11 protein-coding genes are annotated in these 14,680 nt (G+C 45.2%); 8 read left to right on the forward strand and 3 right to left on the reverse strand.

The window, feature by feature from the left end; translation table 11 throughout:
* Entirely contained in the window at positions 1–3,387 is a 3,387-nt protein-coding gene (locus ABIO93_RS21345; protein ID WP_348071406.1) for a zinc-dependent metalloprotease, read from the reverse strand.
* A 252-nt stretch (positions 3,388–3,639) separates the two neighbouring features.
* Here ABIO93_RS21345 and ABIO93_RS21350 point away from each other — a divergent pair, with 252 nt between their 5' ends.
* The 4 genes from ABIO93_RS21350 (at position 3,640) to ABIO93_RS21365 (ending at position 8,389) form a co-directional block, all read left to right on the forward strand.
* Positions 3,640–4,284 carry a TetR family transcriptional regulator gene (locus ABIO93_RS21350; protein ID WP_348071408.1) on the forward strand — a complete coding sequence of 215 codons (645 nt, stop codon included), beginning with the start codon at positions 3,640–3,642 and terminating at the stop codon, positions 4,282–4,284.
* Positions 4,262–5,602, forward strand: a complete 1,341-nt coding sequence (locus ABIO93_RS21355; RefSeq protein ID WP_348071410.1) for a TolC family protein — start codon at positions 4,262–4,264, stop codon at positions 5,600–5,602. The genes ABIO93_RS21350 and ABIO93_RS21355 overlap by 23 nt, the downstream gene beginning before the upstream one ends.
* Before the next feature lie 71 nt (positions 5,603–5,673).
* On the forward strand, positions 5,674–6,783 hold the full coding sequence (locus ABIO93_RS21360) for an HlyD family secretion protein (RefSeq protein ID WP_348071412.1): 1,110 nt from the start codon (positions 5,674–5,676) through the stop codon (positions 6,781–6,783).
* 31 nt (positions 6,784–6,814) lie between these two features.
* Positions 6,815–8,389, forward strand: a complete 1,575-nt coding sequence (locus ABIO93_RS21365; protein WP_348071414.1) for a DHA2 family efflux MFS transporter permease subunit — start codon at positions 6,815–6,817, stop codon at positions 8,387–8,389.
* Between the two features lie 299 nt (positions 8,390–8,688).
* On the opposite strand, the gene ABIO93_RS21370 is transcribed toward ABIO93_RS21365, so the two are convergent.
* Entirely contained in the window at positions 8,689–8,856 is a 168-nt protein-coding gene (locus ABIO93_RS21370) for a hypothetical protein (protein ID WP_348071416.1), read from the reverse strand.
* 8 nt (positions 8,857–8,864) lie between these two features.
* Positions 8,865–9,083 carry a hypothetical protein gene (locus tag ABIO93_RS21375; protein ID WP_348071418.1) on the reverse strand — a complete coding sequence of 73 codons (219 nt, stop codon included), beginning with the start codon at positions 9,081–9,083 and terminating at the stop codon, positions 8,865–8,867.
* A 79-nt stretch (positions 9,084–9,162) separates the two neighbouring features.
* Between ABIO93_RS21375 and ABIO93_RS21380 the strand changes: the two genes are divergently transcribed.
* From ABIO93_RS21380 to rodA, 4 genes are all read left to right on the forward strand, one after another.
* Positions 9,163–10,248 carry a PLP-dependent cysteine synthase family protein gene (locus tag ABIO93_RS21380; protein ID WP_348071420.1) on the forward strand — a complete coding sequence of 362 codons (1,086 nt, stop codon included), beginning with the start codon at positions 9,163–9,165 and terminating at the stop codon, positions 10,246–10,248.
* Positions 10,249–10,275: 27 nt separating this feature from the next.
* Positions 10,276–11,847, forward strand: a complete 1,572-nt coding sequence (locus ABIO93_RS21385; RefSeq protein WP_348071422.1) for an NFACT RNA binding domain-containing protein — start codon at positions 10,276–10,278, stop codon at positions 11,845–11,847.
* Positions 11,848–11,968: 121 nt separating this feature from the next.
* The gene (locus ABIO93_RS21390; protein ID WP_348071424.1) at positions 11,969–13,882 is read left to right on the forward strand and encodes a penicillin-binding transpeptidase domain-containing protein; all 1,914 of its coding nucleotides are present in this window, start codon (positions 11,969–11,971) and stop codon (positions 13,880–13,882) included.
* A 36-nt stretch (positions 13,883–13,918) separates the two neighbouring features.
* Positions 13,919–14,680, forward strand: a 762-nt coding sequence (gene rodA, locus ABIO93_RS21395; protein ID WP_348071426.1) for a rod shape-determining protein RodA, incomplete at its 3' end; no start/stop codon positions are given.

Raw genomic sequence — 14,680 nt, forward strand, 5'->3', positions numbered from 1 at the left:
CTATCTGGCCATTTTAAGCGATTTGACAGTATTCCCTGCTTTTAATTCATAAATGTAGATTCCGGCAGCCAGCTGATTTCCGTCAATTTTAGCGAAATGCCAACCTTCGGGCAAATAGCCTTTTTTCAGTTCCGCGATTTTTTGTCCCTGTACATTATATAGGTTAAGAACAGTTTCCTCGGCTTGCGGAAGATAAAAAGCGATCTCGCCGGTAGCGGCTATCGGGTTGGGTGTATTTTGAAGCAATGTAATCTCGGTAGGGCTGTTTAGCGATACAGCAGCTGCGCTGGATTTTGTCTGGCAGCCGCCCTGATTGGTAATGCGCACCGTATAGTCGCCCGACTGATCGGCGATGATGGAGGAAGTAGTCGCGTTGGCGATATCCATACCGTCCCGCTGCCATTGATAAACCAGTCCCGGGCCCACGCTGGTATTTAATAGTACCTTGAATTTATCCATTGGCACCATCGATATCTCTGCCGTCGTGGCGCCGTGAATCGTGAAAGCTGTGCTGACATTGCTTGTGATCGCTGGATTGCTGGTCTGCGTTTGGAGTGTGTAATTTCCTTTTAAAATTGATTCCGGAAGTTGGACCTGGAATACATTGCCGTTTCTCGAAAGAGCTGGTACTACCATTATTGCTCCGTTTTCGGTGTTTTTCAACGCAAATTTTGTCTCGTTATCTTGGGCAAATGTTGAATTGGACGTAATGGTCACATCGGCAATGTTTCCGGCGCAATAGTCAGTTTTCGGCTCAAACCGCTGGATTTTGTTTTCTTCGAATGAATGCAATTCGCCCCCGCTAGTCAGGATCAGCAATTTATCATTGAAAATAGTGAGGTCAAACGGCTCTTTGAAGAAATTCAAACCGTCATCATAGACATTCAATTTCTGGTCGATGTAAGTAAGAAGCGCATGATGTTGAATGTCCTGGTCATAGATCGTGTAGGAGGCAAGATACATTTCGTTTTTCTTGCCAAAAATTAACTTTCTGATGGGATGAGAAGCAAAAGCATCCATGATCTCCCACCCTTGCAGGTCGCGGTTTAATTTCACTACGCCCCATTCTCCATAAGCATAGCAAGTCTTGTCATTGTCAAACGCGAGGCCAATCAAACCTCGCCAATTTGCCAAAAATGGCTGGTTTTTCCACACACCATTTTGATTGCTCCAAACGCCTCCTCCTTCCATGACTGTCCATACCTCCTCATCCTGATCCATGGCAATGCTGACGGATTTGTTACTTTGGAAGGTTCTTTCATCAAAAAATGTCCATAGCCCATTTTGAAAATGACCCACTCCCTTATTAGACGTTTTGAAAAAAATACCGTTGTTTTCGGTAGGTACGATAGCGCTGTACTCGTCCATGAAAAATGCCTCGGGCGGTGTAAAGCTTTCATAGCTATTGCCTGATTTTCTAACAAGTTTATTGACCTGGTCGATCATATAAACGTCCCCTTTTTTGGATACTCCGAAGAAATTTAGGTAGTTAGGACTTTTGCCATTTGTAGTAGACGAGATATGCGGCGCCCAGGTTTTTAAGTCGCTGGACAAGTAATAGCCGCTGAAAATATCATAGACAAAGAGCTCAGAGCCAATATTATAAAACTTGTTTCTCACGAAATTGCTGTTCGCATATTGAACGAGCTGCAAATTTTGCGAAACTACACCCAGATATTCAAAACGTGCATCAAGATAACCAGTCGTGAACTGTCCCATGGACCAGCCGGAGTACGATTTCGGAGACCGCTGTGCCATCGAACGCATATAGTAGGAGGTGTTTTCCGACAATGTCGGCTCAAATAGTACCTTGTTTGAATGCCACTGGTTCAGCTTATTAGTGGTAATAGTACCGGTGTAAGCTATATTTTTGAATTCCGGGTCGGTGGCTATTTCCATTTTACCAGTAATGTCACGATCACTTAGCGTGGTTGCATACACGGCCGAAGCCATTAGCGGTTTGCTGGAAGTTTTGTCAATCCTGTTCTGAGCCCACAAATCAGTAGTCCATGGTTGTTCCATATAGAAAGTTGTGGACCATTTACTCCAAGTATTCCGGCTGTTAACCCTGAGACGGGCGTTATAAAGTTTGTATTTTTCAAAAGCCACGGGAAGCGAAAAGGACTGGAATGCATTGGGCGTTGCTTCCAGCTTCCAGCTGTAAATTTTGTTCTCATAAAAGTCCGTAACCTCCACCTCATAAGCACTGATGTCGGCATATTTGTGGAATGAGCCGTTGATCTTGCCATAACTGTCGACAGCGATATTCAGCAACAATGGCGGTTCGCTATGGTCGGAAAAAGGTGAAATTGTAAACGCAACCAGCGGAGACCAGCCTTCCGCGCTGAACTCGTTTTCGGTCCGATAACGTGCAAAATATCGGCCTTCACTTTGTCCAAATGATTGGAAATGAGATTGTTTGATCAATGTGTCTTCTACGATCTGCGTAAAAGCTTCATCCTTGGCTATCTGAAACCGGTAATTTTCAACCCGTAACGAGGCGTACCATTCAAATGAAGGCGTGTTTGTTGCGGCTCCGGGATCAGGATTTCTCAATGTGAGTAACCCTGAACGGGTCGGTTTTTCATTGAATGCATTCAGCTTAAAGCTCGGCTGCAATTTGCCTTCTGCATAGTCACGCATGAGGTTCTGGCAAAGTGGGTGAAAGCTCAGTACCGAGCGGCAATAGGACATGATCGAGCCATTGACAAATTCCGGGTAACCGTCCTCACATTCCGAGTTCGTGGATTCAAGATTGGTGCAGCGGTCGATAGGGCCGCCGGGCCAGAAGCAGCTGTGCGTATGCGGGGACCCAAGCGTGTGCCCGAGCTCGTGACAAAGCAAATCGACCGATACGGCATAGTTATCAGGACGGGGGAAGTTGGAAGAGCACATTCGGTAACCGCCATAAAACCAGCCATCCCTGCAAGACAAACTGACCACGGCGTCTCTTTCTTCGTGGCGATTGGCCTCCCAGTAATTGAGAACATTGCTATAATAATCGCCGTCCTGTTCCAATGCATAGGGTTCGGGCTTATCCCAGATGTATATAAAACTCACGGAGAGCTTAATGTTGACGTCCCGCTCGAAAACGGCGGATGCTTCCTGGATAAACCGGTATGCCTCCTTGGTAATTCGGTCTTTATCACCATTGTACAATAAATAAGTCTTGTAATTGACATCCAGCGCGAGACGGTATTCCAGCTTTTCTTCCGCGCCCAATCTCGCCTTTGTCAGGTCTTTGATCTTCGAATATTTGGCGAGATACTCAGCCGCCAATGAATCGTTGGTGCCGCAGCCAGGAGGGGTTTTCTGACCAAAGACCGGTGCCAATAACAATGGAAGAAAAAGGGCAATCAGCAGCTTGAAAGCGGTATATTTTTTCATAATGGGTTCAGGATAGAGGAGTGTTGATGTGGTACTATGTACTCACAGGACAAAATTAGCTGATCAAGCGTTGCAGCCATTTTAATTATAACATTAAAAAATTTTAATGGTACTTATCTAATATTTGTTTTTACTAATCAAACGTTTGTTTGATAAAATCAAACGATCGTTTGATTTTTATTTTTATGCCTTTTATCTTTGTATCGTCATTAACATCAGAAGTAAACATAGACCTGTTAATGAGATAGTTAAATGGAATACAGCGCTAAACAGTTGCAGATTATAGAAGTCGCAGAGCGGTTATTTTCCCAAAAGGGTTTTGCGGGGACGTCGGTGAGGGACATTGCACAGGAGGCAGATGTGAATGTTTCGATGATATCCTACTACTTCGGTTCCAAGGAAAAACTGATCGAAGCTTTGTTTCAGCTTCGTATGTCGGAATCTCGTTCCAGGATGGAAGTCCTGATTCAGGACGAGGATTTAAATCCTATCCAAAAGATCAATATGCTGATTGACAGCGCGATTGATAAGTTGATGGGAAATCAATGCTTTCATAACATTATGCTACGGGAGCAGCTTTCGAGCGAGCGCACGCCGGTTATTTCGGACCATATCAGGAAATTGAAAATGCGAAATGTGGAGTTGATGCAGCAACTTATCCTGGAAGGACAGGAAGCTGGTGTTTTCCGCAAAAACATTGATCTGAGCCTAATGTCCACAACATTATATGGCACCATTAATTACGCGATCGCAACACAGGATTTTTATAGAAAAATCAACAATCTGGAAGATATGGAGGAAGAAGAATTTCAGAAGTATCTCAAAAGAAGATTAAGCCAACACCTAAAAAGTTTATTTAAATCGACAGTTACAAATGAACACCACATCGAAAATTAAAAGAATGGTTTTTGTGGCTACCGGGATCATCTGGATTGCGGCCACAGCTCATTCGTATGCCCAAACCGCACGCACGATCAAGTTGGAGGAAGCCATTGAAATGAGCCTGAAAAACAGCAAGCAACTCAAACTAAGCCAGACCAATGTAGATATGGCAGGTTTGAACATCCGTCAGATCAAAGAAAACCAGTTGCCAAGTCTGAGCGTATCGGGTTCTTATTTGCGGGTTAATACCCCAAACATTGACCTGAAAATCAAACAGAGCGGTAACGACAGTACCGGAAGCTCGGGCGGCACACCAGCAGTACATCAGGCGATGTACGGTATGGCTAGTGCTTCTTTACCACTTTTTTCGGGGTTCAGGTTCAAGTACGGCCTGGAATCGGCACATTACCTGGAACAGGCTGCGAAGCTGGATGTTGAAAACGACCGTGATGCGGTGATCCAGAACACGGTAGCAGCTTACAGCAACCTTTACAAAGCTAAAAAATCAGTGGACCTTGTTTCTGAAAACCTGTTGCGGGAACGCCAGCGCGTGGAAGAGTTTACGAATCGTGAGAAAAACGGAATGCTGGCGAGAAACGATTTGATGAAGGCAAAATTACAGGAGTCAAACATTGAACTGGCCCTGTTGAATGCTGAAAATGATTTGAAAGTGACCACGATCAATATGAACCTGATTCTGGGAATGCCCGAAAACACCACGCTCCTTGCAGATTCCGCCAGTTTTATCACATTGAAAGAAGAGGGTAATGCAGGAGAATGGGAACAAACTGCTTTGACACACAGAAAAGACATTGCTGCCAATGGCGTTCGCCAAAAAGCTGCTGATACGGACATTAAAGTGGTGAAGGCCGATTTTTACCCAAGCGTTGCGCTTACTGCCGGTTATGTCGCATTGAATATTCCGGGCGTAGCGATGATCCCCAATGCTGTGAATGCAGGGATCGGTTTAAAATACGATATCGGTGCATTGTGGAAGTCAGGCGCGAAAATGGCGCAGGCGCGTACGAAAGTGTACCAGCTGAAAACCAATGAGGAAATACTGATGGATCGCATTCATTTGGAAGTCAATACAGCTTATTACAACTATGTTTTAAGCAAAAAAAGAATCGATGTGTACGCCAAAGCGGTGGATCAGGCTGACGAAAATTACAGAATCACCAAAAATAAATACGATAACAGCCTGGTAACGACCACCGAACTACTGGATGCTGACGTAGCCCAGGTTCAGTCCCGGATCAATTACGAAACCGCCAAAGCCGACGCCATCGTAGCCTACAAAAAATTAGAACAAACAGCAGGAGTGATCAATTAAGTGAGATTCATCGCACCGGCGGCCCGGTTATTCAGTCATTCAAAATTCAGAATTCATAATTTAAAGTATATATGGAAACCAACCAAAACACAGCAACCGAGGAAGCTGCACCTAAAAAGAAAAGCTACACCTTCATTATTATCCTTGCCATTTTGATTGCAGTAGGAGGAACCTGGGGCTTTACAAAATACAATCATGGCCAGCACCACGAGGAAACCGATGACGCGCAGATTGACGCCAACATCAGCCCGGTAATTCCAAGAATAGCAGGCTACGTAACGGCGATTAAAGTAAAAGACAATCAGTTTGTTAAAAAAGGAGATACGTTGATCGTACTCGATAACCGCGATCAGATCATTAAGCTGGAACAAGCGCAGGCCGCTTTTGCCGGTTCGGAAGGAAGCCTGGTCGTTGCCAATGCGACTACCAATGCATCTGCGGCGAGCGGTATTACTTACGAAGCAAATGTATCCATCGTGGAGGCTCAGATCGAAGAGGCGAAAGTGAATGTGTGGAGAGCCAACCAGGATTTTGCGAGATATGAAAACCTGATCAAGGACCATTCGATCACGCAGCAGGAATTTGAGCAGGCTTCGGCTACCAAGCAAAAAGCGGAGCGTCAGCTGGCAGTGCTGGTAGCACAGAAAAACGCGGCAGAGCGTCAGGCAAAAGCGGCTGGCAAGCAAACACGTGCTACTTCGGTACAGACAAGTGTGGCGAATGCGAACATTAAAGCACGCCAAGCTGAGATCGATAATGCGAAACTGAACCTGTCATACACCGTGCTCACAGCACCGGCAGACGGTCGCGTGTCGAAAGTGAATGCACAATTGGGTCAGTTTTTACAGGCAGGCCAACAGCTTTTTAGCATTATTTCAACAACTGAGCCTTGGGTGGTAGCGAATTTCAAAGAAACACAATTGACCAGAATGAAGCTGGGACAAAAAGTTCGCATACATGTGGACGCTTACCCGGATCACGAGTTTGAAGCCACAGTAGCCTCATTTTCACCTGCAACCGGAGCACGTTTTGCCTTGCTGCCTCCTGATAATGCGAGTGGTAACTTTGTGAAGGTGGTACAACGCCTGCCGGTAAGAATAGAATTTACGCAAGCACAGGATAAAAGAATTGCAGAATTACGTCCGGGTATGAACGTGTTCGTAGATGTAGAACTGAACTAAGGATCCGAATTCGATTCTAAACCAATATTAAATGGAATTACAGGAATCACTCGTCGAATACGGCTCCCGCAGGGTCATTATCACGATCACAGCCGTATTATGTGCATTGCTCGAAATCGTGGATACCACGATCGTTAATGTGGCGCTCAACGACATGCGCGGAAATTTGGGCGGTACGTTGTCAGAAGTTAGCTGGGTGATCACGGCCTATGCCATTGGTAATGTGATCATTGTGCCGATGACAAGCTGGCTGTCGCAACAATTTGGCCGCCGAAATTATTTTGCTGCCTCCATTATCATTTTTACCGTAGCGTCTTTTCTTTGCGGTAATGCGGATAACATCTGGGAACTGGTATTTTTCCGTTTGATCCAGGGACTTGGCGGAGGTGCTTTGCTAGTAACTGCTCAAACGCTGATCACTGAAAGTTACCCACCTGAAAAAAGGGGCATTGCCCAGGCTATTTATGGTTTGGGAGTAATCGTGGGACCAACATTGGGCCCGCCACTGGGAGGTTATATTGTCGATCATTACAGCTGGCCTTACATTTTTTACATCAATATTCCTTTGGGGATCATTGCGGCCATGCTTACGCTGCAATTTGTAAGAAGCCCGAGATTTTCTGTAAAAAAGACAGCAAGTGAAATTGACTGGTGGGGAATTATCCTGCTGGCAGTGGCCGTAGGTTCTTTGCAATATGTGTTGGAAAAAGGACAGGAGGAAGACTGGTTCAATGATGAAATTATCATTCTGCTGACCGTTACGGCTGTATTTGGATTCTTCTTCTTTATCTGGCGGGAGCTTACTTACAAAAACCCGATCGTGAATCTCCGGGTCCTATCCAATGGAAACCTCCGGGTTGGCACGATCCTCTCTTTCATATTGGGTTTTGGATTGTACGGTTCTACTTTCATCATTCCATTATACACCCAGGCCACGTTAGGCTGGACGGCGACGCAATCCGGGATGCTGATGGTTCCGGCTGCGATTGTGACGGCCATGATGATGCCGGTAGTAGGGCAGCTGCTCCAACGCGGTGTAAAACAACAATACCTTGTGGCGCTGGGAATGATATTCTTCTTCGGTTACAGTTACTGGGGGTACTTGATCCTCTCACCAGATACAGGCAGCGATGCGTTTTTCAATATGCTGATTGTGAGGGGAATTGGTCTCGGATTGTTATTTGTACCGATCACAACATTGGCTTTATCGACATTGAAAGGCCGTGAAATTGGGGAAGGCGCTGCATTTACCGGAATGATGCGCCAGCTAGGCGGATCGTTTGGAGTTGCGGTGATCACCACCTTCCTGGCCCGACAGAATATGGTTCACCGGAATGACCTGGTTAGCAAGCTGGATATTAACAATCCGGCTGTACAACAACGGGTTGAAGGTTTGCAACGTAGTTTTATAGGAAAAGGTATGACCTCCGACATTGCTCTGAAAAGTGGTTACAAAATGCTTGACTTCTCAGTGACCAAGCAGGCGCAGGTGATGTCTTACATGGATGTGTTCCTATACCTGGGCGTCATGTTCCTGATATGCGTCCCATTCGTACTCTGGACACGCAGCAGCAAAACCAAAGTCGACACCTCTGGGGTGCATTGATATTTTTTAAGTGTAGTAGTAATATTGAAGAAGCTTTCCTGTTCGGGAAAGCTTCTCTTATTTTTAATGTATCAGTAGTTCTTGTAGTTCATTCATTTTCAAGGTTTTTACTTTCGGAAACGGAATGTTACTTAATACATTGAAATGTCTGTCATGTGTGATAATATAGTCTGCCTGACAAGCGATGGCACAATCAACAAATTTATTATCGTCCTGATCTTTAACGAGATTCCATTTGTAGAAAGGTGTGACCCATATCGAATTGCTGAGATTTGGTAGTAACTCCACAACATTGGTAGCTAGGACGGGGAATAAAATTGGCCGATAACCTCCTCGTATTCTTCCAAAATTTCTGTTGATATGCCAAACTGAAAACCGCCGCTTTTGAGCGAATCGAAAAGCCAGCGTGTAGCTGAAAGTTTGGGAATACTCACCATTAAACAATTGGTATCAACGACGAGTATCATGAGGATTTTTAATATTTCGTGCGTTTGTGAATCAAAAGCGCGTTGTCAAGATCGTCCTGAGACAACTTTTTTTCAACCCAGATTTGATCCATTTCTTCATCAATCTTTTGAGCAAAATAATCTGATAGCAATTGCTTGATCTCCCTTTCCTGTTTGATATCCAATTGTTTCTCAAACATTTTGACCATAAACAGCTGCAAGGAATTTAATTTAGTCGCCTGTTCCATAGTAGTCTTCTTTTAAAACCATTTACAACTTAACAACCTTTTTCTATTCTTTGTATCTCTTTAAGTAATTAATTTAATCGTGCAATCAACAAACACTTCCAATAACTGGTGTACCAGGGCGATAACGAAAATTGAGGCGGATTATCAGCGATCGGCGGATACGCATTTGATTCCGCTCATTTTGCCAGCTTTTCCGGACATTGATTTTTATTTCAAAGACGAGTCCACGCATCCGTCGGGGAGCTTGAAGCATCGCCTGGCGAGATCGCTGTTTTTATATGCGCTTTGCAATGGCTGGATTCACGAGGGTACTACCATTGTGGAGGCTTCCAGTGGTTCTACGGCTGTTTCTGAGGCATATTTTGCAAGATTGTTGGGTCTTCCATTTATTGCTGTTATGCCAAAGTCAACCAGTCAGGATAAGATCCAGGCGATTGAGTTTTATGGCGGGCAATGTCATTTTGTGGATCATCCGGCGCAGGTTTATGAGGTTTCAAGGCAGATCGCGCAGGAAAATGGCGGCCACTTTATGGATCAGTTTACTTATGCGGAGCGGGCCACCGACTGGCGTGGCAATAACAATATCGCCGAATCTATTTTCAGGCAAATGCAGTATGAAGCATACCCGGTACCCACCTGGATCGTAACCGGTGCAGGTACGGGAGGTACGTCGGCAACGTTGGGCAGGTATGTACGCTACGAGCGATTCGCAAGCCGGATCTGCGTAGTTGATCCCGAAAATTCAGTGTTTTTTGATTATTGGAAAAATAATGATGCGACAATTTGCAGCGAGCACGGCTCCAAAATAGAAGGTATCGGGCGTCCGCGTGTTGAACCTTCCTTCATCAGAACGGTAGTGGATCACATGATACAGGTGCCTGACGCGGGAAGTTTTGCAGGCATGAAAATGCTTTCGTCCCTCATTAACAGGAAAGTAGGTGCGTCGACTGGTACCAACTTCTGGGGTGTGCTTCAACTGGCTTTGGAAATGAAAGCCAATGATGAAAAAGGATCGATTGTAACGCTGATATGTGATTCTGGCGAAAGGTATCAGGATACTTATTACAGCGAAAAATGGCTCGCTGACCATGGATTCCTTCATGATTTGAACAAAGAAATGTCCAAACTATCCCAGCTGACTGGTTACCCGGTAAAAACTGCCTAATTTTGACCAAAATGTTTCAGAATTACCGTGCACCAGAATTATTATTTTTTAAAACAACTTGCTCCGAAGCTTCACGATGAACTGTCTGGCAAACAATTTATAGAAGCCTTCAGTCAGGAAAAGGATGAGCTAATTCTGGTGTTTGCCGATCAGGGGAATGAAGAGGAGCTGGTCAATCCCTATTTCATCAAAGCTACATTAAGGTCGAATTTTTCATGCCTGAGCTTTCCCGATAAATTTGATCGCGCCCGCAGAAACAGCGTCAATCTTTTCAATGATTTCAACGCAAAGCAGGTTGAGTATGTGAGTGTTTTTCAAAATGAACGGGCGATCCAGATCAGTTTTTCCGGTGAGCAGAAACTGGTTTTCAAACTTTTTGGTAACCGGGCCAATCTCATTGCATTTGACAGTCATGGTGAGGTAACGCAGATTTTCAACAATAAGCTTCCTGCCGACAAGTCCATTACCATTTCTTCCCTGAACAGGTCCATTGACCAGTCTTACGAAGCTTACATTCAAAATGAGCTGCGGCACGAGGCTTTGTTTCCGACATTTGGAAAGCTGGTTAATCAGCATCTTGCAGTTTTATTAAAAGTGAAAGAATACGCCGAGGAGCGCTGGGGTATTATTCAGGAGCTTCTGAATGAGCTGAATGCAGGTAAATTTTACGTAACCAAAATAGAGCTGATTCCGGTGCTTTCGCTTTTTGAAACGGGCGAGATCATCGAAACCTACACGGATCCGGTGAAAGCATTAGATGCTTTCTATCTGGCCTATATCAGACTAAGTGGCATTGAAAAAGAAAAGGCTGAAATACTGAGGATACTGAAAAAACGGGTTCAGCAGACGGAGAATTATCTTGAAAATACATTTAAAAAACTGGTTGAACTGGAAGAAGCTGTCAAGAATGACGAGGTAGGAAACATCATTATGGCCAATCTGCACCAGATTCCCGAGCGGACGGAGCGGATCGAGCTGTTTGATTTTTACAGAGATCAGCCCATCGTTATTAAATTGAAAAAAGACCAGACGCCCCAGAAGAATGCGGAAGGATTTTACAGAAAAGCCAAAAATGAAAAGATTGAATTAGGTCGTTTAAATGATAGTCTGGAAGCCCGTGAAGCGGAAAAAGCGCAGCTTCATGAGCACGTTAAAAAAATTGACGCTATTGACTCATTGCGTGAATTACGCGCTTACCTGAAAACCAACGGTCTGGATCACAGCAAAGCCATTGTTGCAGTCGATGATCTTTTCAAAAAGGTATCGTTTTTAGGCTACACCATTCTGATCGGGCGTAATGCCAAAAACAATGATCTGCTCACGAAGCAATATGCGAATAAAGAGGATCTCTGGCTGCATGCGAAGGACGTTACCGGGTCACATGTGGTGATCAAAAATCAATCCGGTAAGAAATTTCCGGCGCCGGTGATAGAACGTGCGGCAGAACTTGCTGCATTTTATTCCAAAAGAAAAAACGATTCGTTGTGCCCGGTGATCTACACACCCAAAAAATTTGTCCGAAAACCCAAAGGCTTGCCCGACGGTGCCGTAGTCGTCGATAAAGAGGATGTGGTGATGGTCGTGGCCAAAGGAGAATAGGCGAAATATATTCCTTCAAAAATGAGTTTTTTACATGCGTTTATGCGCATCCGGGCTTTGATAAGTCTTTTGATATGACGATCTTCGTGTGAAATTTGGGAACAGGAATTTATAGTGCAGAATGCTTGAAAATCGTCGCTTTGTCATCATTGGTTTTTTTGCTTTAGTAGGTCTAATATACTTATTGCGACTTTTCTACTTACAGGTTCTGGACGAAAGCTATTCAATCGAGTCGTCCAGCAACTCTATTAAGCGGGTAATCGAAATCCCGTTCCGCGGGCAGATATATGACCGTACCGGAAAGCTCATCGTATACAACACACCCGTTTATGACCTGCTCGTGACGCCCTCCAAGGCCCGGGTAGAGGATACACTGCGTTTTTGCCAGGTTTTGGGTATTGAAAGACATGATTTTGACAGTCTGATGGCTGCGGCAAGCGCATATAGCCGGCACAAACCGTCTTTGTTTCTCAGACAATTATCGAAGGAAGATTTTGCGTCTATCCAGGATGTGATGGTGGATTACAGAGGGTTTGAATTCGCAAAAAGCTCGCTACGCACCTACACGGCGCCCACATTGGCCAATACGCTCGGGTATGTGAGCGAGATTACCAAAGGACAGCTTGAAAAACAGGAGGAACCCTATTACCGCCAGAGCGATTACATTGGCCAGAGTGGTGTAGAGAAAATTTACGAGAATGAGCTGCGGGGAAAAAGGGGTACCAAGTTTGTAATGCAGAATGTAGCCGGTGTTTACAAAGGCCCCTGGAAAGGTGGGGAGTTGGATACAATGGCGGTTGCGGGAGAAAATCTTTACTCAGGGATCGATCTTGAAGTGCAGCAGTATGGCGATAGCCTGATGGTGAATAAAGTAGGGAGTATCGTGGCGATCGAACCGAAAACGGGCAAGATCATTTCCATGGTGTCGGCTCCGACCTATGACCCTAACATTCTGGCAAGTCGTTATTTTTCCAAAAACTTTTCGGCCCTGGTGCGAAATCCATACAAGCCGCTGTTCAATAGACCGGTCATGGCCAGTTACCGACCTGGTTCTACATTCAAACTGATACAAGCGCTCATTGGGCTTCAGGAAGGTGTGATCACGCCTGGAAGTGGCTTTACACATGCCAATTGCCCCATGCACTGCCATAATCACCCGGCGACAGGAACGGTTGCATTGGGTGTGATGCATTCCTGTAATCCTTATTTCTACAATGTTTTCAGGAGGCTTATTTATAAAAACAACATTAAGAATACATTCCGTGCCTCGGCTGTCGGGCTGGATAACTGGCACGATGCCATTAGTAAATTCGGGATCGGCCAGCGTCTCGGGATCGATTTGCCGAGTGAGTACAAGGGGAATTTGCCAGATAAAAAGTACTATGACCGTTTTTACGGCGAGTACCGGTGGAAGTTTTCAAATATCTATTCATTGAGTATTGGCGAAGGAGAGTTGCTGATCACGCCTTTGAAAATGGCCAATGTGGCGGCTATCATAGCAAACCGCGGTTATTTTTATACTCCGCACGTAATCCACGGCATCGGTGATAAAAAATCGGTAAACCCGGACTACCTGATCAAACATGAAACAGGTGTGGATGCGCACAATTTTGACCCGGTTATCGAGGGCATGATCGGCGCCGTGGAAGGGGGTACGGCGAGGAGATCGAAGGTGGAGGGCATTATGATCGCCGGGAAAACCGGAACTTCTCAGAATAAGCGCGGCGATGACAGTTCTATCTTTATCGCGTTTGCGCCTGTTGATGATCCTAAAATTGCGATTGCTGTTTTCGTCGAGTACGCTGGTGCAGGAGGTTCTGCTGCCGCTCCGATTGCTAACTTGATGATTGAAAAATACCTGACCGGGAAAATAACCAACAAAGCGCTGGAAGAGCGGATGTTCAAGGCGGATTTTATGAGCAAAGTTGTTTTGTCAGGACAGAAAAAGCCGGCACCGGTTGATACCACTAAGAAAAAACCGGTTACTCCTGCGAAGCCGACTGCTGCTAACAAGCCAGTTGCTGTCAGGCCATAAGACTACTGAATTTCAAAATATTCAATCAACGAAACCATGCCGGAAAATAAGCCCATTACCAAAAATGTAGACTGGGTCGTCGTACTCATTTACATGGCCTGCCTGGGGATAGGATGGGTCAATATTTACGCGGCGGTGTACAATCCGGAGGTGCAAACGAGCATGTTTGACATGTCGAACAATGCGGGTAAGCAGCTGATGTGGATCGGGACGGCAGCATTGCTGATCATTTGCATTCTGGTGATCGACTACAAGTTTTACGAAACTTTCTCATTTATCATTTATGCGGTAATCATCTTCCTGCTGGTGATCGTTTTGTTTGCGGGTTCCAATATCAATGGATCGCGTTCGTGGATCAAATTCGGTGCTTTTTCATTACAACCTGCAGAGTTTTCGAAACTTGCGATCAGCCTCGCCATCTCCAAATATTTAAGTGATCCGGCGATCAGTCTGACCCGGAAACTGAAAGATTATTATCCCATACTCGGGATCATTGCATTACCTGCATTCCTGATCCTTTTGTCCAATGAAACTGGTTCAATGCTGGTTTTTGCCTCTTTTGCCATTGTTTTATACCGGGAAGGAATGCCCGGTTTTATACCCGCCATCGGGATGGTAGGGGCCGCTTTGCTGATCATTACGTTGCTTTTTTTTAAATGGTACATTGCCGGGGCGATCATCGTGATCGCGGGGTTGGTGATCTGGCTGATGCCCGTCATGACCCGGCGACGAGGCGGGCTTTGGGCGACAATCCTGGTCGCCTTCGTGATGATCGGGATCGTGTTTGGGGTGGACTTT

The sequence above is a fragment of the Dyadobacter sp. genome (assembly GCF_039919315.1).
GTDB lineage: Bacteria > Bacteroidota > Bacteroidia > Cytophagales > Spirosomataceae > Dyadobacter.